The 20,624-nt window shown below is 74.7% G+C and carries 5 protein-coding genes; all 5 read right to left on the bottom strand.

Annotated elements, in window-relative coordinates; all coding sequences use genetic code 11:
• Positions 1-50 precede the first annotated feature (50 nt).
• Positions 51-1,733, bottom strand: a complete 1,683-nt coding sequence (locus ACFYX3_RS11085; RefSeq protein WP_389010991.1) for a hypothetical protein — start codon at positions 1,731-1,733, stop codon at positions 51-53.
• A 5-nt stretch (positions 1,734-1,738) separates the two neighbouring features.
• On the bottom strand, positions 1,739-6,586 hold the full coding sequence (locus ACFYX3_RS11080; protein ID WP_389010988.1) for a hypothetical protein: 4,848 nt from the start codon (positions 6,584-6,586) through the stop codon (positions 1,739-1,741).
• Between the two features lie 244 nt (positions 6,587-6,830).
• The gene (locus tag ACFYX3_RS11075) at positions 6,831-12,068 is read right to left on the bottom strand and encodes a DUF3892 domain-containing protein (RefSeq protein WP_389010985.1); all 5,238 of its coding nucleotides are present in this window, start codon (positions 12,066-12,068) and stop codon (positions 6,831-6,833) included.
• Positions 12,069-12,168: 100 nt separating this feature from the next.
• Positions 12,169-15,720: a DUF6603 domain-containing protein gene (locus ACFYX3_RS11070; protein ID WP_389010983.1), complete on the bottom strand. Its 3,552-nt coding sequence runs from the start codon at positions 15,718-15,720 to the stop codon at positions 12,169-12,171.
• On the bottom strand, positions 15,717-20,297 hold the full coding sequence (locus ACFYX3_RS11065) for a hypothetical protein (RefSeq protein ID WP_389010980.1): 4,581 nt from the start codon (positions 20,295-20,297) through the stop codon (positions 15,717-15,719). Before ACFYX3_RS11065 ends, ACFYX3_RS11070 begins: the two co-directional genes overlap by 4 nt.
• Positions 20,298-20,624 lie beyond the last annotated feature (327 nt).

Here is a 20,624-nt window from a genome sequence, read left to right as displayed (position 1 = left end):
CCCGCTCCCGGGTCGGCCGCCTGCCGACCCGGGCCCCTACGGGCGGCCTGTCACTCCTCCGTCCGGTCGAAGCGCAGGCCCGACTGGGCCTCGCCTCGGCCGGGGCGGGCGCGGCGTGCCGTCCACAGGACGCTTCGGCCGTCACGGGTGCGGGCGTACTGGTGGGAGCGGGTGAGCGTCACGCCCTCGCGCGGCACCTCCTCGGCGAACAGGTCGTAGGCGTTCGGCAGGCCGGGGGCGAGCAGTCGGCCCTGCGGGCGCAGCGGCTCGCCGTCGGGGCCGTCGAGACGGCCCAGACGGAAGACGTACGCGCCGGGGCGTGGTTCCAGGGGGAGCAGGGGGAACCAGTGGTCCGGTACGTCGCTCATCAGCCGGTACGCGACGGTTCCGCCCGGCACCGCCGGGGCCGGGCGCGGTGTCGGAGTCGTACGGCTGCGGTCGAGGGAACCTCCTTCGGGCGTCGGTACGCGGCGCTCCACCGCCCACGCCTGGTTGGCGCCCTCGTCGCGGGCGAGGAGCACCTCCTCCACCGGCTCGGATTCCAGGCCGCCGACCAGGACCGGTGGCACGAACAGGCCGGTGCGCCGGCCCCCGTCCTCGGCGCTCAGCCGGTGGACCGACCAGTTGGCGTCCCCCGTGCCCGTGCCGGGCAGCGGCAGCAGCGTGGGGCCGCCCAGCTCCGAGCTGAACGTGTCGCCGACGACCACGGAGGTGAGCGTCGTGAGGCTGCCGACGGGGACGTCGAGCGGCACCAGGTACCAGTCGTTGCCGTACACCGTGGCGAACTCCGCCACGAGCATGCGCGCCAGGTCCGACGGCGCCGCCTCCACTCCCCCGAGGTCGACCCGGGCGTCCTCGAACTCCCAGAACCGGCGGGCCGGCATGCCCGGGAAGCGCACCGGCGCCGGGAAGGTGGTGCTCAGCAGTTCCTCACGGGCCGCCGGCGACTCCAGGCCGGTGTCGCCGGCCGCCGTGAAGTCGGTCCAGTCCAGGGTGCCGCCCTGGTAGGCGGGGGCGGTCAGCGTCGTCTCCGTACCGCCTTCGGACAGGCCGACCGAGAAGCGGTGCTCCAGGCGCCGCGCGTCCCACGCCGGTTCCCCCTCGGCCGCGGTGAGGTGCCGTGCGTCGTACCAGTCGAGCCAGGAGCGGAAGACGTCGTACCCGGCCGGGGGCAGGCCCCAGCCGGGCTCCTCCGGGGTCGGCGGCGACGCGTGGAGGGAGAACGCCAGCGCGTGGCCGTCCGGGACCCGGCCGCGGAGCACCGACAGGAAGCGGGTGGTGGCCGCGTCCACCGCGCCCTCCTCGCCGGTCAGGCCGAGGGGGAAGTCGTCCAGGAGCATGCCGACGGCCTCCGCGAGCGGTTCCGCCGGAAGACCCGCCGCGCGCAGCAGCCGGAGCAGGTGCTGTCCGGCCTCGGCGCCCGACCGCAGATCCGCCGACGTGGCGCGCGGGCCTGCGGGCTCCGCCTCCACCAGCGCCTCCAGCGGGGTCCCGCCGTCGTAGTCGGTGCCGGCGCCCGCCGCCGGGCCGGGCCGGAAGCGGGTGACGCGGTCGGCGTGGCCGCGCACCCGCACCCACACGGGCGTGCCTGCGTCGTCGCCGAGGAACTCGCCCAGCTGCCACTGCCGGGCCAGCATCCAGGCGGGGTCGTGCACCTGGCCCTCCAGGGAGGGCCGCAGGTCTCCGGTGCGGGCGCGGGGTTCGAGCCGGGTCCAGGTCGTGATCGAAGTCATGGCGCCTACCTCGGGAGGCCGCGGGTGAAATCGGTGGCGACCGCGTCCTCGACCTTGGTGTTCATGGCGAGGAGAGCGGCGGGGGCGAGCTGGCCGATGTCGGCGACGGCCGTGGGACTGTCCGGGTGCAGGGCCTCGTAGTCCACGGCCCGCAGCCGTGCCAGGTCGAGGGCCGACTCGACGGTGGCGCCGAGGAGCTCCGGCGTCCACTGGGGGGACGCGTCCGGCGGTACGGCGAGCAGCACCGTCTGCGGCGGTGCGGCGTCCGGGGCGTCGATGTGCACGGCGACGCCCGTGGTCTGCCGCTCGCGCGGCACGACCTCCGTCCACTCGTCGACGATCAGGCCACGCAGCCGCCCGGACAGGACGTCCGCCGGGTCGACCGGGTCGCCGTCCGGCGTGTGCAGGACGAGGGACAGGCGCGGGCCCGGGGACTCCCCCGTCGCCGACGGCAGCGCCGCCCAGCGCTCGGCGCGCTCCGGGTCCTCGGAGGCGGTGTACGGGGACTGGGCGACGACGGCCGTCAGCGCGTCGCCGCACTCCAGCGCCTCCGCGTAGCCGAGCGACGTGACGAGCCGCTCGACGCCGCGCCGGACCCGGCCGAGCCGGGTGAGCCAGCCCGCCGGGGCGTGCGGGTCGCCGGCGAGCAGGGTGTCGGCGTGCGCCAGGGACTCGGTGAGCGGACCCGGCGGCGGGGCCGCGAAGCCCGGCAGCACGACGAGCTCGGTGCCGAGGAGAGCCGTGAGCACCTCGCGCGCCCAGGCGCCCGGCGGCAGCGTGTTCTCGGCGCGGGCCCTGTCGAGTGCGGTCGACAGGGCGAGCCTGCGGGCGAGTTCGGGGGCGACCACGGCCGCGAGGTTTCCGAGGGTCGCCGTGTGCGCCGCGAGCTCGTCGGGCGTGGCGCCGGGGCGCGGCGGCAGCGGCGGGGCCGCCGCCGGGACGCCCACGAGGTTGGCCGTCAGGAGGCCCCGGTGCAGGCGTGCGGCGTCGGCCGTCGCGGCGAGGTCGGTGACGGCGCGCCGTACGACGCCGCGGACGGCGACCGCACGCGGCTCCAGGGACGGATCGTCCGGCGCCGACCCTGCCCCCTCGGGCGCCGCCTCCGGCAGTGCCAGGTCGGCCGGGCGCAACGGGCGTGCGGCCCGCAGCAGTTCCCGCGCGGCCCGGACGGTCTCCAGGAGCGGTCCGAGGCCCTCGTCGTCCGCGGGCACGGCCACAGGGCGGGCCGCCGCCGGCTCGCTTCCGGCGAGCAGCCGGTCGGCGTGCAGCAGCAGATGCCGCTCCAGGTCGGAGCCGGGCAGCGCCTCCGGGTCGAGGCCGAGCGCCAGCCAGTCCAGCGGCGACAGGGCGATCCCCGCGAGCGGGAGGGTACGGGTGCCGCCGTCGGCCAGTCGGACGGCGTACGTGACGGTGTCGGGCGCCGGGAGGAGCCTGGTGAGCCACGCGTCGAGGGCGGGCTCGGCAAGAGCGCGGGTCTGCGTGAAGGGGTCGCTTCCCCAGCCGCCGCCGTGGGTGGGCGGGGTGTCGGTGCCTGATCCGCCCCCGGATCCGCCCCCGGTGCCGGAACCGGAGCCTGAACCCGATCCCGTACCCGTACCCGATCCGGAACCCGCGCCCGTGCCGTCCTCCGGGAGGTCGCCGCTTCCGGGCGGGCCGCCGGGGCCGTCGTCCGGCAGGGTGCCGTCGCCGCTGCCGTCGTCCGTCGGCGGCAGGACGACGATCGGCGGTGTGTCCCCCGCGCCGCCGCCCGGGGCGGCGGCCGTGAGTGCGGCCCTTCCCACGTCCTCGGTGCCCGTGAGGGAAGGCGCCGTCGTGGTCGTGCCCGACGGCTCCGGCAGCAGGACGATCACCCGGTGGGTGATCGCGTCACCCGTGCGCGGGGTGCGCAGCGACTCCAGTTCCGGCGGCGGGGCCTCGCCGTTGCCCATCGCGTCCAGCGTCGCGCCGGCCCGCAGGGGGTTGCCCTGGACGGCCTGGTGGACGCCCTCGACGAGCAGCGCGTCGGCGACCGCGTCCGCCGCGTCGTCGAGCTCGTCCAGGACGGTCTTCAGCGCGGCGAGTTCCTCGGCCGCCGTGGCCGGGACGCCGACGTCCCGGACCAGGTCGAGCCTGCCGGCGGCGCGGCGGCGGTGGAGCCGCAGGCCGTCGACGACGTCGTGCGCGGCGATCGTCTCGCTGACCGTGCCGTCGTGGTCGACGTGGGTCGCGGTGGTCGGGGCGAGTTCCCGGAAGCGGTCCGTCCAGGACGCGAGGGTCCGGATGGGGTGGTCCTGGAGCGCCCGCTCGAAGCGGTAGCCGAGGAGCGCGCCGAGCGGCTGGCCCTGCCGCACGCCGTCGAGGATCCAGGACGCGGTCCGGGCGCGCCGGGACGGCAGGTCGATCGCGGTCGGCGCGTCGGGCAGGTCGCCGTGCGCGCGCTGAGCGGCGCGCAGCACGGCTGCCGTGGTGGCCTGGGCGAGCGAGGGCGCGTGGATCGGTCCGGCCGTGTCGGTGGCCTCGAACAGCTTCCAGGGCGTGACCGTGCCGGGGGCGGCCAGCGGGTCCGTGCGCTCGCCCTCGGGGCGCCGCTCCACGGGTACCTGGGGCGGCTGGGCCGCGCGGGGCACGACGTCGAGCAGCCAGCCGTAGCCGCCGAGGTGGCAGCCGTACCGGTACGAGGATCCCGGCCGGCGCAGCCACGCGAGCCGCTTGGTGGCCAGCGAGGTGATCCACGCGTCCAGGCGGTGCGAGGTCGTGTCGAGGTTCTGCGCGAGGAGCCGTTCGAGCTCCTCGCTCGGCAGCGGCGCCAGGGCCTTCAGCGCGGACATCGTCTCGTGCAGGGGCTTGAGCTCGGTGCGGGACCTGGCCTCGGGGCTCCACACGTAGTAGTCGACCGTGGACGGGCCGGGCAGGCCGCCCGGCACGACACCCGACTCCGCGCGCTTCCAGAGGGTCCGTGTGGGAACGGCCTTGTCGACGTCGACCAGTTCGGGTTCGTTCCGCTCGGCCCGGCCGGTGCCGAGGACGTAGTCGACGGCGCGCGCGTACTCGGCGAGCAGCGAGTGCCGGGCGAGCCGGTAGAGCAGCGGGGTCGACAGGGCCTGGGCCGCGGTGTCTCCGCCGGCCGCGCCGAGGTCGTGCCACCAGCGCGGCCAGGGCATGTTGCCGCGCTCGGTCCTCGGCGGGACCAGGGCCCACTCCGGCGGGTCCATCGGCTCGGCGAGGGCGGTCAGGTACTCGGCGGGCGTGCCGCCGGGTGTGCCGGCCGGGGCGTCGGTCCACGGGTGGTCCAGCGACCAGGCCTTGTCCGCGTAGACCAGGCGCCCGGGACCGTACTGCCAGGCGGGCAGTCCGAGGCGGGCCGTGAGGTCGCGCACGAGGCCCGCGAGGCCCGTGCGCCACTCGTCGCTCAGGCCGAGCGGGCCGTAGCGCCACAGCGCGGCCACGTACTCGGTGCCCACGGCGCTGCGCGCGTGGAGGCGTCGGGCGGTCGGGGCCATGCCGAGGATCTCGGCGATGGTGCTCTGCCCGGCCGCGCCCCGGGTGATGCGGGGTACGGCGTTCCGGTCGGCGGCCGACGGCGCCCAGATCCGGTCGCGCAGGGTCCGCAGGAAGCCGGGGATCGCCGGGTCGAGGCGCAGTTCGCCGAGACCGGTGCCCTCCACGTCCTTCCAGCGGTCCAGCGGCAGCACCGGGAGGATCCCGTACGGCTGGCTCCCGATCCGCAGCGCGGGCAGCGGGCCGCCGGGCCGCAGGTAGCGGCGGGCGTGGTCGCGGGCGCCGAGCACCTGCGTCTCGGAGAACCGGTCCTCGGCGAACTGGCGCATGTAGTAGCCCCAGGTCGCCTCCCACAGGACGGTCGCCATGTCCCGGGCCGCCGCCTGGTCGCGGCGTCGCGCGTCACGGGCGCGTGCCAGGGGCGCGGGGCCACCGGTCTGGCCGGCGAGCGGCAGCCCGAACGCCTTGGCGAGGACGGAGGCGTTGGTGTCGACGTCGTTCGGCGCGCTGTCGAAGTGCCGGACCTGGTAGGCCTCGCGGTTCGCCGGGTCGCGACGGCTGTAACGGGAGGTGGTGGCGGCGGTGTTGTTGGACGGCGCGCCCGGCGGCACGTAGCCCAGACCGCGCGTGTAGTACTGCGCCTCGATCAGCGCCTGCAGTTCGGCGGTCGCGACGGTCGGCTCGTCCTCGACCACGCCGTACGCGAAGAGGGAGGAGTAGCCCGAGCCGCGCGGGAGGCGGACCGCCATCCCGATCGCCTCGGCGGCCGCGAAGTCGACCAGCCAGGCGGTGGCCGCGTCGGTCGGCGGGGCGGCCGGATCGAGGTCCTCCAGGTCCGCGGTGGGCGCGGGGCCGACCGGCAGGGGGCCGCCCGCCGCGCCGCCGACCTTCGCGGAGATCCGGGTGACGGGGGGCGCGGCCGGGTCCACGGGGTGGCCGACGACGTACCAGCGGGTGGGCAGGGCGCGGGCGACGGGTCGCCTGGTCCAGCCCGCCGTACGGTGCTCGGCGGGAACGGGGAAGCGCGGCTCGCCGTCCGCACCGCCCATGCCGGGCTGGTCCGTCGGGTTGACGGGCTCCATGACGCGGGCGATCCACGCGGCCCGCTCGTCACCGAACCGGTCGGCGACCTCGCCCCAGGCCGCCCGCTCGGCGGTCTCGTCGCCGCGCGCGGCCCAGATGCCACGCCAGTACCGGCGCCCGTACTCCTCCTCGTCGGCGGTCAGCAGCGCCTCATGGGTGTCGATGTGGATCTCGTCCGGGTAGACGCGCACGAGCAACTCGGAGGCGGTGAAGCGGGTTTCGAGCCGGACGGGGAGCATCACCACGGGCAGCGTGGTGGGCAGGGTCCAGGCGGGAGGTGGTGACGTGGTCATCGGCGTCCGTGTCCGTCCAGGTGATGGCGTACGAGGGGGTGCGGCGGGGCCGCGAAGAGGGAGGGGGCCGGCTGCGTCGGCGGCACGAGGGCGCGCCCGCGGGCTCCTGGGCCGGCAGCCGGGCCGCGTCGGCAGGATCCCGGCAGCCGCCGGGCAGCCCGCGGCGTTCCGAGGCCGCGCCCGGAGACGCCGGGGCCGGCGGCCGGACCGCAGCGGCTATGCCGCGGCCCGGTCGCGCACGGCGTCACGAGGCCGTGCCCGGAGCCGCCGGGTACGCAACCGGCACCTCGTACGCCTCCGGCGGGATCGTCGGGAGCTCCGACAGGTTGTCCGACGGATCGTCGTCGGCCACCGTGCGCAGGTGGCGCTCCCCGTCGGTGCCCGCCGCCGCCACCACGGCCGCACGCACGCCCGGGGTCTGCTCCACGTACAGCGCCTGGCGGGCGTCGAGCGCCTCCAGCGCCTCCGTCAGGGACATGCGCCACCAGCGGCCGCCCGGGTGTCGGCCGGCGATCTCGCGGACGAAGACCCGGTCGCTGCCGGGCACCCGCTTGCGGACGTGGGTGACCCGCAGGCCCGGCCCGTGCAGCGGGAGCAGCGCGGAGGCGTGGTGGGCCACCCGTACCGGTCGCTGGAGCGTGATGTGTGCCAGGGAGGCGGCGTTGCGGCCGAAGGACAGCGACGGCGCGCCCGGGCCGGGGTGCAGGGGACGCGGGTCGGCGCCGAACGCCGGTACCGCGCCGAGGTACGTCATCGCGGCCAGCTCATCCGCGCTGCGGACCGTCGCCGCCCAGTCGACGTCCCTCCAGGTGAAGGGTCTCGGCCCGTACACCGGGTTCTTCGGGGGTTCGTCCAGGCCGAAGGCGGGCGCGGTGGGGTGCTCCTCGAAGACGAAGAACCAGCCGGGGTCGGTGTCCGAGCCCAGCGCCTCCGCCACGGTGAACGGGAAGCCGACGAACAGCACGTCGGCTCCGATCTCCCCGGAGAACACCAGCTCGACCCGCTGCTCGCCCAGACGGCGCGGGCCCCCGGGCACGGTCGGGGCCAGCGCGCGCCGGGCGTGCAGCCCGAGCGACGGGAAGCGCCGCACGACCTCGCCGCGGACGAGCAGGACCACCGCGTCCTCGCCGCCCGCCGGTTTGCGGGTGTGGTCGCCGAGTCCGGTCATGCGGCCCCAGTCGCGCATCGGCGGCACGTCGGGCTGCTCCCGGCCCGGTTCGACGGTGCCGCGCGCGTCCCAGAAGTACCGGAAGGCGGTCGCCCGCCGGTCCGTGGGGAACTCGCGCCACAGCAGCTCGCGGCCGAGCTCGTGGTTGGCGCCGGCGAGGAACGACTCGACGAACCGGCTGTTGGCGCGCAGCAGGGTCACCGTGTCCGGTGGGACGTTCTGCACGCCGGGCAGCAGGTGGTCGCTGCCCAGTTCGGTGAGGAGTTCGGCCATCGGCTGGGCGAAGGAGGGCGGCGCGAGCAGCGGTCCCAGCGGGTCCGGGAGCCCGGAGGCCGCGAGGTCCGCGCCGTCGATGCGCGCGGCCACCCGGGCGGTGACGGCCTTCTCCGGTGCGGTCGCGGCCCGTACCGCACCGGCCAGCGGGCGCAGCGCCACGGCGGGTTCGGTCTGCTGGACCGCGCGGCCGTGCGCGGCCATCAGCGCCTTCTGGTGCGTCTGCGCGGCGGTCCGGAAGTCCGAGGTGATGGTGCGGCGGCGTTCGGCGACCGTGCCGGGCAGGTCGGCGAGCGCGACGCCCGCGCCCTGGTTGGTCCAGCCGTACCAGGCGCCCGCGTCGGCCGTGATCGGGTCGGACCAGGCGCGCGGCGCGCCGGATCCGCCGTCGACGTCCCAACCGATCCGGTACGAGGCCGAGTTGGCGGTCGGTCCGTCCTCCAGGACGAGGACGACGAGGTCCGGCTTCTCGGTGCCGCTGAAGTCGGCGACCGTGATCCCCGCGCCCGCGGCCCTGGGAACCGTGCCGGGCACCGGGACGACGGGACCCCAGGCGGAGATCCGTCCCCGTGCGTTGATGTTCCAGCCGACGCGGTACGAGGTCGTGGCACCGGCGGCGGTCTGCTCCGTGAGCATGACGATCAGCTCGGGACGCAGGTCGTGGTTGAGGTCGGCGACGGCGACGCCCAGGCCGGTGACGGCGGGCGCGTAGTCGTCCGGCCGGCCCGGCCAGGGCAGTTCGACCGAGTCCGACCAGCCGCCGCGTGCGACACCGTTCTCCGGGGAGATGTTCCAGCCGATCCGCATGAAGAGCCGCTTGTTGCCCTTCAGACCGCCCAGGTAGACGACGATCATCTCCTGGTTGCCGTCGCCGTCGAGGTCGGCGAGGGTCGCGCTGCCCGCCTGCACGTACGCACCCTCGGTCAGTCCGCCGGAGGAGGTGGTCGGTGTCGACATGGGGGTCGGCATGGCCACCGGCCCCACCCACCAGGAGGGGTTGGCCTCGCCGTCGAGGTCCCGGGCGATCATGTAGCGGCCGAAGTTCCCGACGTGGCCGTTGTTGTTGTACTCCTCGATCCAGAAGAGCAGCGCGTCCGGGCGGCCCGAGTCGTCCAGGTCGGCGGTGGCGATGCCGAAGCCCTGGGTGTCCTCGGCGGACATCCGCTCCCCGATGGCGGGCTTGAGCTGCCAGCCGCCGCGCACCGAGCCGTCGAAGTCCGTGGCCCGGCCGAGACGCAGGTACGGGATGTTGATCCCGGCCGGGGCGTCCACGTGGCCGACGAGGAGGTGGGACAGGAAGCCCAGGCGCGGACGCCAGCGGATGTGGGCGGGCGGTGCGGCCGCCGGGTTTCCCTTGCCGCCGAACTCGGGCCGCCCGAGCGGGTGCCAGACGTTGTCCCCGGCGCGGTCGACGACGATCAGCTGCCCGTCCGCGACGACGTGGACGAGGGAGCCGTACGTGGCGCCCTGGATGCCCTGGTCGGATCCGGAGGGGACGCGGTCACCACCCGGCAGGGTGCCGGTGGGGGGAAACACGAACACCGAGGACGTGGTGGAGGAGATGACGGCGTTGCCGTCGTGGCCGAGCCCCATCAACCGGGACAGCGGCGGCATGCCACCCACCGGCATCCACAGCACGTGCGGGCCGAACCACCAGCTCAGGTACAGCACGCCGTCGTTGCCGACGCCGTAGTAGCGGCCGTCCTGGGCGCGCACGGGGACGCCCCGGTCGGCGCCGAAGCCGTGCGCCGTGGGCTGCGCGCCGGTGAGGTCCTCATGGACCCAGTCGGTGCCGTTGTGGGTGAGCCGGAGCAGGCTGCCGGCCCGGTTGACGAGGAGCAGTTCCCACGGGTCCTGCGAGCGGACGCCCGTGATCCAGAAGCCGCCGGGCATGCCGATCCGGTTCCAGCCCCAGGATTCCTCGCGGCCGTGCAGCTCCCACAGGTAGCCGTAGTCGTCCACGACGTACGCTCCCTGGTGGAGGTAGGTCGTGGAGCCGAGCCCGTCGGGGCGCCGGTAGCGGACGGCGGTGGTGAGCCGGCCCTCGCCGATCTCCAGCGGACGGGTGTAGCCGGAGCTCTCGTACGGCCATCCGTGGTCCAGCCACACCCACTGCTCGCCGTCCCAGCGCAGCTGGAACAGGTGCCTGTTGGCGCCGATCACGAAGACGTGCAGGTCACGGACGGCCGAGGGCGGGGAGGCGCAGGTGGTGCCGGGCGGGAAGCCGTGGTCGACCCAGCCGGGCACGTTCTGCTGGGTGACCCGGGACATGAGCCGGCCGTCGTCCGTGACGACGAACACCCGGTTCGGCATCGCCGCGCCCACCCAGCGGACGGCGGGCACGGCGGGTGCCACGTCCTCCCTGGGCTCGGTCGGGTCCTGCTCCCACCAGCGGGTGGTCAGCCGGTCGGCCTTCAGCTGCTCGAAGGTCTCGGTGCCGGCGAGGTTGTCGACACCGGTCAGTCCGGGAGGTGTCGGCAGCGGTGGTACGGCCGCCTCGGTGCGGTCGGCGAGGGAGGCCGCGAGACCGGTCGCGGCCGTGTCGCCCGACGCCGGAGCGGCCCCGGAGGCCGCGGCCCTGCGCGCGACCGGACCACCGGGCCGGAGGAGCCGCCGGAACGCCGGGTCCATCGCCGCTCCGGCCTCCTTGTTGCGGCCCAGCTCGTCGGCCGCGGTCCCGTCGCCGTAGTCGACGGCGTCACGGACGGCGGAGGTCATCTGGAGCATCCGCGCGTCGAGGCGTTCGTCGGCGGCGCCGGATGCGGCGCCGGGCAGGCGCCGGTGCAGGCTGTCGGCGACCGTACGGGCCAACTGGCCCTGTCGCAGCACCTCGTTGGCGCGCCGCAGCTCCGCCGCCTGGTCCCAGGCGGCGGCCACCAGGTCCTCCTGGTTGCGGCGCACGACCTCGGCGCCGAGGGCCGCGGCCACGCGGTGGCGGGGGTCGAGGTTCAGTTCGCGCAGCCACGTGGGGCCCGCCTGCGGGGACGGCAGCCGTCCGCCGGTGCCGGCCTGCGCGGAGCCGTAGACGGGCGCGGTCAGTTCGGTGTTGAGCGGGCCCTGGTCGAGCGCCGCCTTGTAGGCCGTACGGAACGCGGCGGCGGTCTCCGGGTGCCACGGGCGCGGCTCCGTGCCCGCCGAGCGCAGCGCGCCCTCCAGGTCGAGGAGCCGCCCCGGGTGTCCGGCGGGCAGCTCGGGCAGTCCGCCGCCCGCGGCACCCACGTCCATCGGGCGGGTGCCGACGTCGCCGGGCAGGGCGCGCGGTGTCAGGCCGCGGACGAGGGATTCGAAGTCGCCGTCGAGGCCGGTGCCGAACCGCCAGTGGTGGTAGACGGGCAGGACCCAGTCGGTCACCTCGGGCCGCTCGCCGGGGGCCGGCCACGCCGGACGCAGCTCGCCGTCGGGCACGGGCAGTCCGAGCCCGGCGAGCCGGCCCGCGTCGAAGGCGGGGACCACGGCGGCGACGTAGCGGGTGCGGGGCCGCAGCCGGCGCGGGGAGAGCAACCGGGACAGTGTGCGGTCCGGCTCCTCGGCCAGGATCCGGTCCACCTCGGCCTCGCCGGCGCCTTCGTCCGTGGCCACCTGGGCGTGCGCCCACGCCCAGGACTCGGCGAGGACGGGCAGCTCGGTGCGGGGGCAGCGCAGCCGGGGCAGGCCGCCGTCGGACGGCAGCAGTTCGGCGTGCCGCTCCTCGACCACGACGAGCACCAGCCACGGGCGCAGCCGGCCGATCTCGGTGGCGGCGGCCGGGGTGAACATCCACGGCAGGTCCGGGCGGTCGAACTCGATCGCCGGGAACAGGTGCGGCTCCGCGTCGGCCGTGTCGGCCGCCGGGAAAACCCTCAGGACCTGGCCGGCGTCGATCCCGGTCACGTCCCCGGGCCCGAGCAGCCTCGCCGGCACGGCGACGGCGTCGCGCCCGGTCAGCCGGGGCCGCAGCGTCACGTTCGTACGGGAGGTCATGGGCCCGGTGAGGGGGTCGACGGCTCCGCCGGCGGCGGCGAGGCCCTCACGGACCCAGGACAGGAAGGTCAGGCCGCTCAACGGGTCCCTCCGGGAGTGATGGGGATGGTCGGGCACAGAGGGGTACGGGGGAAGGCTCGGGCGGCGCCCGGAGGTCGTCCGGGCGCCGGGGTGCGGGAGGTCACCGTGCGCCTCCCACAGGAGTGAGGCGCAGGCCCGGTGCCGTCTGCGCGCGGCGCTGTTCGGCGGCTTCCGTCCAGGTCGTGCCGGTCGGCGCGGTGGCCCGGCGCAGGCCCGCCGTCGTCTCGTGTCCGGCGCCGGACACGGTCCAGCGGGTGTCGCGGACGCCGAGGTCGCGGGGGGCGGCGGTGAACCGCTGCCGGCCGGTGCGGCGGGTGGCCGCGCGGGCGGCGGGTCCGGCGGCGGTGCGCAGGCCCGCCGTGGCGAAGGCGGCCGGGGTTCCGGCGTCGCCCTCGACGCGGTGGGGGCCGTCCTGGAGGACCTCTTCGTAGTCGACGGTGGACGCGAACACTCCGGCCCGCTCCCGCGCCCGGCCCGTCGCGCCCTCGGCGCTCGCGCCTGCCGTGAGCAGTTCGAACGAGGGCGCGGACAGCTTCTGGTCGTCCGTCAGGTCGAGGAACTGGGCGGGCGCGAAGTACTCGCGCGTCTCCTTGAGCGGCACCGTCACCGGCGCGGTCGCCGGGGTGCCGGTGTCGTCGACCGTGAGCTCCCGCTCCAGGTCGAGGCGCGGGTCACCCGCAACGGGCGAGGTGCCGTACCGGGTGAGGGTGATGCCGAGCGGTGCGACGCGCTGGGTGAAGGAGAGTCCGCCGAGCGGGTGGACGACGAGCCGGCCGTCGGCGTCCGGGAGTTCCCGGAGCGTGACGACGGTGCGGCCCGCGCCGGTGAGCTGCGCGGTCCAGTTGCGCGGGTCGGCGAGGGCCTCCTCGACCTTGGCCGCGACGTCGACGGGCTGCGGCAGGGCTGCGGGCGCGGCCCGCTCTCCGAAGGTGCGGTCGAAGCTGATCTCGGCGCTGAGGAAGAGGATCTCGAAGCGTGCGCGGCCGCGTACGTGCCACGGTTCGGGGCCGGACAGGGCGAGTTCCACCGCGACGCCCATGAGCGTGCGGCTGCCCCGCTTGAGGGTCACGTGGCCGACGATGTCGACCTCGAAGCCGAAGGGCTCGAAGCGGACCAGTGCGTCGAAGGCGAGGAGTCCCTCCACGCTGAAGCCGAGCGCCGCGGCGTACAGCTCCAGGCGCGCACCGAACTGCACGGTGTTGGCGGTGAGGGCGAAGTACGCCTCGAGGCGCACCCGCGGGTTGTCGCCCTGGAGCAGCGACAGGTTGAGCCGGCGCAGTTCGGGGAAGCCCTCGGGGCGCTGGAAGCGGGGGTGGAAGCCGCCCGCCGAGAGCGCGAACGTCGGCCGGCCCTTCCACCGGGCGCGCATCGCCATGTCGCCGGTCAGCGTGAAGGCCGCGATCCGGGAGTCGTAGAGGGTCGCGTCGACCGAGGCCTCGCCGCGCTCGAAGTCGACGACGCCGAGGACGTCCATGTTGACGACGACGGCGGCGGCCTCCTCGGTGGGCAGCGCCATCCGCAGTCGGCCCAGGAGCACGAGCCGTACGGGCGTGGGCAGTTCGAGGAGGAGGGCCAGGTCGAGGGTGAGGAGGGTGGGTGTGCCCCAGCCGATCCGGGCCATCGGTCCGACGACGTGCCGTCCGGGTGTGGGTGGGAAGACGGCGCCGAGGGTGGCGACGATCTCGGGGGCACGGGACAGCGGGTCACGCGGGAAGAGCACCGAGTCGAGGGCCTTGCTGCGGATCCCGGCGCGCAGGGTGTCGACGGACACCGAGCGGTTGACGCCGATGAGTCCGCCGACTCCGGACAGGGTGAAGCCGAAGCCGAGCTGGATCGGGGTGAATTCGGCCGAGACGAGGATGAGGAGGGAGAAGCCCTCGCTGCCGTCGGGCATCCGGGTGGTGAGCAGGCCGACGGCCTTGAGGGCGATGCTCTCCAGCTGGAGGGCGAGCACGCCCGCGTACTCGCCCTTGTCCTTGTCGAAGAAGAGGTAGCCGCCGCCGGTGACCGGTCCGGCGGAGACTTCGAGGGCGGCGCCCTTCGGCGGGGCGAACGCGGCGCCGAGGCCGACCGGTCCGAGGTTGCCGTCGGAGGTGCCGAGCCCGGCTTCCAGGCCCATGCGTTCGACGGTGGCCTTGACGGGGCCGAGGTCGAGCCGGGCGGTGGCGGAGACCGAGGCGCCGAGCTCGCCCTGGGTGGCGTCCGCGCCGAGACCGAGGTGGATGGCCTGGAGTTCGATGGGGCCGAGGCGGGCGTTGACCGGGAGGGTGGCGTCGAGCCCGGCGGAGCCGGTGAAGCTCAGGCCCTTGCGGCGCGACCACTGGAGGCCGAGGGCGAACTCGGTGCGCAGGCCCTCGGGGGGCAGGACGGTGGCGAGGAAGCCGTCGCCGTCGCCGCCGGTGACGATGACGGCGGCCTTGTCGGCGGCGATGCCGATCTCGATGTCGTTGGGGTCGTCGGCGCCCTCGGGCACGTCCTCGAGGACGGCCTTGACCCAGGCGCGGAAGCGTCCGACCTCCAGGCGGGTGCCGGCGGCACTGCCGAGGAGCAGTGCGGGCGTCTCCTTTCCGTCGGTCTTCTCGCCCGACTTCGCCATCTCCAGGCCGAGTTCGACGCGGCCGGCGCTGTCGGTGCTGAACTGCACGCCGCTGGGGCCGACGGCGAGGGCGGGTCCGGCGCCGGACAGGTCGGCGGCGATGGCCCAGCCTGCGCCGAGGAGCTGGTGGACGGCGGCCTTGCCGCGCGGGACGACGATCAGGCCGAGGTCGCCGGAGGCCGGGGAGGACAGGGCGAGGGTGGCGCCGATCTCGCCGCTGACGCCGGGGGCGACCGCGATCGGGATGGCGAGGGTCAGCATGCGGCGGCCGAGCGCGAGGGAGGCCTCGTCGAGGCCGGTGCCCTCGGACTCGCCCAGTCCGGCGAGGATCCGTACGCCGAGCTCGTGGAGGAGCCCGCCGAGCCGGGGCCACAGCTTCGCGGCCAGGGCGTCGGCGGCGGCCTCGTCGACGAGGCCGCCGGGAAGGTAGTCGGCACGCAGCGCGGCGACCGGGTCGGTGACGAGGTCGATCAGCCGTTCGGGCCGCAGTCGGGCTCGGGCGACGTCGGTCCGTACCGGGTCGCCGTCCTGGTTGACGACGGGCGTCTGCGGCTCGGCCTCCTGGGGCAGGACGACCACGCCGAGCAGGACGAGGACGTGGTAGAGGACCGCGTGGTGGCGCAGGAGCCAGTCGGTGACGAGGAAGTGGACGACGTCCTCGGCGAACGCGGCCGCGTCGAAGACGGCGAGCGAGGGCGGCACCTCGCGGGCGAGGTCCACGGCGGCGCCGACCACGTCGAGCAGGGTGCCGAGGCCTTCCAGGTCCTGGGGCGGGTTCTCGACCAGTTCCTTCAGGCCGCCGACCGCTCCGGCGGCGGTGGTCAGCCAGTCGGCGACGTCGGCGGCGCCCTGCTCTCCGGCGGCGTCCGGGTTCCAGCCGATCTGCGCGAGCAGCCGGGCGAGGAGCAGGGGGTTGGCGACGGCGTCGGTGAGGGGCTCGATCAGCTGGAGGATCTCGGTGACGAGGGCGCTCTGACCGTCGACGGGCCCCTGGGGCGCGTCGGGGCTCTCGGGTTCTCCGGGGTCCCCCGCGCCGTCGGTGGGTATCTCGGTCATGTGGGCAGTCCTTGGGTGTCGAGCACGAAGTCACGGGCGGTGCGCAGGGTGCGCTGCTCGGCGGGGATGTCGGCGAGCGGCAGCGTGAAGTGGCGGAGGTTGCTGCCGCCGTACCAGTCCGGCCAGTCGTTGACGACCCGGAGGGTGTGGCCGGGGTCCGAGTAGCCCTTGTGGCTGTCGTGGTCGGCGGGGTGTGGTTTCCAGCCGGTGATCGAGGTGTCGGGGCAGGGGTTGGTGGTGAGGATCGCGGCGGCGAGGGCTTCCTCGTGGTGCTCGTTCCAGTGGGTCGGGTCGTCGCCGAAGGTGAGGCCGGAGTCGGTCTCGGCGGTCTTCACGACGTTCTGCAGGCGTACGGACGCCGTGGCGTTCGGTTTGCCGCGCAGCAGGTACGCCGGTCCGAAGACGTGCCAGCGGTGCAGCAGGGCGGCGGTCTTCTCGGAGCGGAAGACGTCACCGATGGTGGTGCCCGCCTTCATCGGGTACGGGTTGGCGGCGGTGGCGCTGTTCCAGGGCGTGGCCCGCAGGTCGCGGATCCGCATCCGGGCCATGTCCCACATGTTGCGGCGGAAGCCGTCCAGGGTGCGGCCCGCCATCACGAAGCGGTAGAACCAGTGCCAGAGCCGGAAGTACTCGTGTTCGGCGTACTGCCCGTACTTCTGGGTGACGCCGGGTCCCGGGGCGGGGAAGCCGGCGAGCGGGGCGGTGCTGCCGTCCTGCCGGGTCATGAGGCCGCGGGCGGCGTACTTGCGCTCGGCGGGAACCCAGGGGGACGGGGTGCCGCCCTGGCCGTTGCCGGTCCAGACGCGGTCCGGCTGCACCCCGAAGAACCCGAGGACCTTCTGGAAGGAGGCCTCGTCCTTGCTGCGGAGATAGGCGAAGTAGGCCCACAGCTCGCCGTCCTTGACCTCCCACAGGGCGCGGTCGGGCCGCCCGGGCTCGTTCAAGGGGTGCCAGTTGCGGGTGCCGGCGGTCCAGTGGCACAGGCCGAGCGAGGCGAAGGCGTGGTCGTAGCAGTTGACGGCGTCGAAGTAGCCGAGCGCCTCGACCTCGGCGACGGCCCGGACCACCTTGAAGGTGGCCAGGGTGTCGGCGTCGAGGTCGCGCAGCGGGGTGCCGACGAGCGACTCGGGGGTGATCTCGGCCTCGGGCCCCCAGGTCTGGCTCCGGGACGGCTCGGCGACCGGGCCGGCCATCATCTGGAACGGGTCCGCGGCGGTGGCCTTGGGGTCCGGGTAGGGGGCGCGCTGGCCGATGGGGGTCTTGCGGTCGACCTCCCAGCTGTCGGCGGGGCGGCTCGCGGGCCGTGTCCAGTAGTCGGAGAAGTCCCTGGCGTACATGCGGGGCGAGGTCTTGGTGTCGTTGATCGGTTTCTCCCAGCGCCAGAGGTTGTCGGCGAGGCGGGCCGGGAGGCCGCCGGCGGCGGGGATGACCGGGATGGCGTCGGGGTGGGCGGAGGCGTTGAGCGTCCACGCCTCGACGACGACGGGGCAGCGCCAGCCGTACGTCTTCCAGCGGGCGATGACCTGGCGGGTGGCGGTGTCGACGACACCGCTGACGGGTCCGGTGAACCGCTGGGCGGCGGGCACGTCGACGCTCTCCAGGGCGGAGGCCCAGCGGTGGTCGCGCAGCGCGGTGACGGCGTCGCCCGCCGGGTGGGCGGTGGCGCCGGTGCCGTCGGCTCCGCGGGTGACGGTCCAGGTGGCGCCGGACACGGCGGTGACGTTCACGTTCTCGTCGCCGATCCGCGCCTTGAACGGCGGCGCGGGCGGGGTGCCGGTGGCGGCGGCGGTCAGGGTGAGGGTGGTGGCGCCGGCGGTGAGCGGCTGGGCGAGGCGCACGACGGCGGTGGCCACTCGGGCGACCTTGCCCATCTTGGCGTAGGACTGCAGCTCCCGTACGGCCCAGCGGACATCTCGCCCGAAGGAGCCGTCGCGGGTGGTGATGACGGCGAAGCCCAGTTCGAGGAGGTCGCGCTGGAGGTCGCTGACGTGGGTGACGCCGGTGGTGCCGCCGTTGGTGGAGGCGTCGGTGTCGCCCTCGCGCAGGGCCTTGCCGCCGTACAGGTCGGGCAGCGTGGAGGGCGGTGGGCCGGTGGTCTGGCCGACCTCCAGGGGAACGACGAGCCGGGTCAGGGGGGCGCCGCCGCTGTTGCCGGGCAGGTGCCACCAGAGCGTCTGGATCACCGACTTGGCGTCCTGGCCGTCCCAGGTGAACTGCACCTCGCCGATGTTGTTCCGGCCGACGATCTCGCGGCCGCTGCCGGTGATCCACATGTAGTCGCGGTGGTTGTCGGCGGCCTGCACGTACTGGGCGAGGGCGTTCCGCCGGTCGCCGGTGGCCGGGAAGGACACCGGCGCGGGACCGCCCGGGCGCGGCGCGGTGCCGTCCGGGTCGGTGTGCCGGAAGTAGCTGAGCTCGTACTCCCACTCGGGCTGCGGACTGTGCACGGTGGCGGTCTCGCCGAGTTCGAGGAGGGCCGGACTCTCGCGGACCCAGGTCTGGCGGGTGGCCTCGCCGGACGAGTCGTACATGCGTATCTTCAGGTCCTTGCCGGACGGGTTGGCCCAGCCGGCCCGGCGGGTGTGCGGCAGGTCGATGCGGCTCAGATTGAAGCCCATGTGGTGGAGCAGCATCGTGCCCGTCGCCTCGTTCTTGAGCGAGCTGGACGTCAACTGGGCCAGGACGGAACGGACCTGGCCGGCCGCTCCGGTGTACGGGGCGGCGGCACGGTAGGTCATCCGGGCGGCGAAGCCGTAGTGCACGTCGCCGCCGAGGGAGATCACGCGGCGGCGGCGGACGCCGTCGGCGCCGGGCTTGGCGTGGCCCAGGACCCGGGCGATGAACTTCTCGAAGGCGCGCGGGTCGTGGCCCCACGCCTCGTAGTCCTGGTCGAGCTGGCCCGCGTACCCCTGGATGCGACGCACGGCCGGCTGCGCGACCTCCTCGATGACGGGGTCGCCGAGCACCGGACACGGCGAGAGCAGCACGGTCACCTTGTCGAGGCCCTGGTCCTCGGCCGACTCCACCATCGAGGTGAAGGCGGCGTCGGAGTAGATCAGGGACGGCGGGTCCTCGAAGCCGCCGCGGAAGACGCGCTGGGTGCGGGTGTCCACGGCCACGAGCTGGTGGCCGTTCCAGGTGACCGAGTAGTGCCAGGTCAGCGAGCCGTCCAGGCGGGTGATCCGGCCGCCGGAGTCGACCCCGCTCGGCACGCCGGTCCGGCGGGCGATCACCGCGGCCGGACCGGACGCCGTGTGGTCGGGCGCGGCGAGCGCGGCCAGCAGGTCACGGCCCGCCTCGCCGCGGGGTCCGTCGGCGAACTGCTCGGGGGTGTTGCCCCAGCCCTGGCAGACGGCGTACGCCGCCATGCCGTTGCCGAGGAACCGGCGCCCGTGGACGGTGCCGCAGACCTCGTGCACCCACTTCCGCGAGATGAACCAGTCGTCCGTGATCTCGTGGTCGTCGAACATCATGTACGTGGCGGTGTTGGCGAGTGCCCGGCGCACCATGTGGAGGGTGCCGCGGAAGCCGTCCACCCGGTCACAGTCGGCCACGTACTCCATGAGCCGCTCGTGCGCCTTGGTGTACTCCGGCTTGTCGCGGAGGCCGAAGTACTCCGTGTGGTCGGGGTCGCCGAGGGCTGCGGCCTCCTTCGGGAACAGCTCGCCGAAGAAGCGCACGGGCGGCACCGCCGGCCAGAGCGCGGGCGACCAGACCAGGAGGTACATGGCGAGGAACTCCGAGAAGCGCAGCAGATGGCTGCGCGCCTTGGTGCTCGTCATGTGGAAGTCGGTGAGGGTCATCTCCTGCCGCCAGCCGGGCCGGAAACACCACTTCTGGTAGGCCGGATGGACGGTGGAGAAGGTCTCGTCCCGCCCGAGCAGCGCCTTGCCGTAGACCGTGCACATGTGCAGCAGGCCGTCGGCGACGTCGTCCGCGTAGATCTGGTCACCGGTCAGGATCAGCTGCTGGGGCCGCCGCTCGGCAGATCCGGCGTCGGCGGCGAGCACCTCGTCGAGGATCGACAGCGCGTCCGTGCCCTCGGCGTGCGGCTTGCGGCAGGAGGCGTGGAAGAGCCGGAGCCCGGCGGGGCGGTCCGGCGGGGTGACGAAGCTCGGCATGTCGGGCGCGCCCGAAGTGCCGACGTAGAGCAGGGCGTCGCGGGCGGCGTCCCGGTTCGCCGCGACGATCGTCGGGCCGAAGAGGTCGGGCGCGGCGGCGGGCGCGGGTGTCGTCGGCGAGGACACGTCCTCGCCGAAGCGGCACGAATACCGGTGGATCGTCCCGGACTTGAGCGTCCCCCCGGAGGGGACGGTGGCGGTCACGGCGACGATGTGCAGGTTCTCGCCGATGCGCGCGGTGACCCGGGTGCCCGTCAGGGTGGGGGTCGCGGGCAGAGCACCCGTGGCCCCTTCGTATACGTCGAGCGTCACTTTGCGCGGGGCCTTGAGGGCCAGCCATACGGTGACGCTGTTCCGGTCGACCCGCCGGACGATCGGTCCGGCGAGGACCAGCGGCAGTGCCGCGATGTTCAGTGTCGGCAGAGCGGTCCCGCCCGTGCCCGCGCTCGTCCCCACAGCCCCCACATGTCCCCCTGTCAGTGCGATGGCGGCGTGATCGTACCTTCACAGGATTTACATCCGGTAGTCATATGACGGGCGTGTCGTGGTGAACTCACGTGCGAGTAATGAGGCTGCTCCGGAAGTCATCTGACGAACCTTCAGCGAAGTCGCCACCGAGCGCGGGAGTCACCGCATCGCACCACATGCGTTTGACATCCACCACGGATCCATCAAAAGTGCTTTTCAGGCTATGTCAGACAATCTGGACAGGAGTCAGGAATGCGCTTGTACAGCGACCGTGGGCGCCTTGGCGTCATCGTGCCCGCACTGGCCGCGGCTTTG

The sequence above is a fragment of the Streptomyces sp. NPDC002463 genome (assembly GCF_042889835.1).
GTDB lineage: Bacteria > Actinomycetota > Actinomycetes > Streptomycetales > Streptomycetaceae > Streptomyces > Streptomyces nymphaeiformis.
The sequence above is the reverse complement of the archived record's forward strand: the minus strand, read 5'-3'. Positions and strand labels throughout refer to the sequence as shown.

Coding starts and splice junctions, on each gene's coding strand:
- ACFYX3_RS11080 (WP_389010988.1), bottom strand. CDS start 6,586: ATGACCACGTCACCACCTCCCGCCTGGACCCTGCCCACCACGCTGCCC.
- ACFYX3_RS11070 (WP_389010983.1), bottom strand. CDS start 15,720: ATGACCGAGATACCCACCGACGGCGCGGGGGACCCCGGAGAACCCGAG.
- ACFYX3_RS11085 (WP_389010991.1), bottom strand. CDS start 1,733: ATGACTTCGATCACGACCTGGACCCGGCTCGAACCCCGCGCCCGCACC.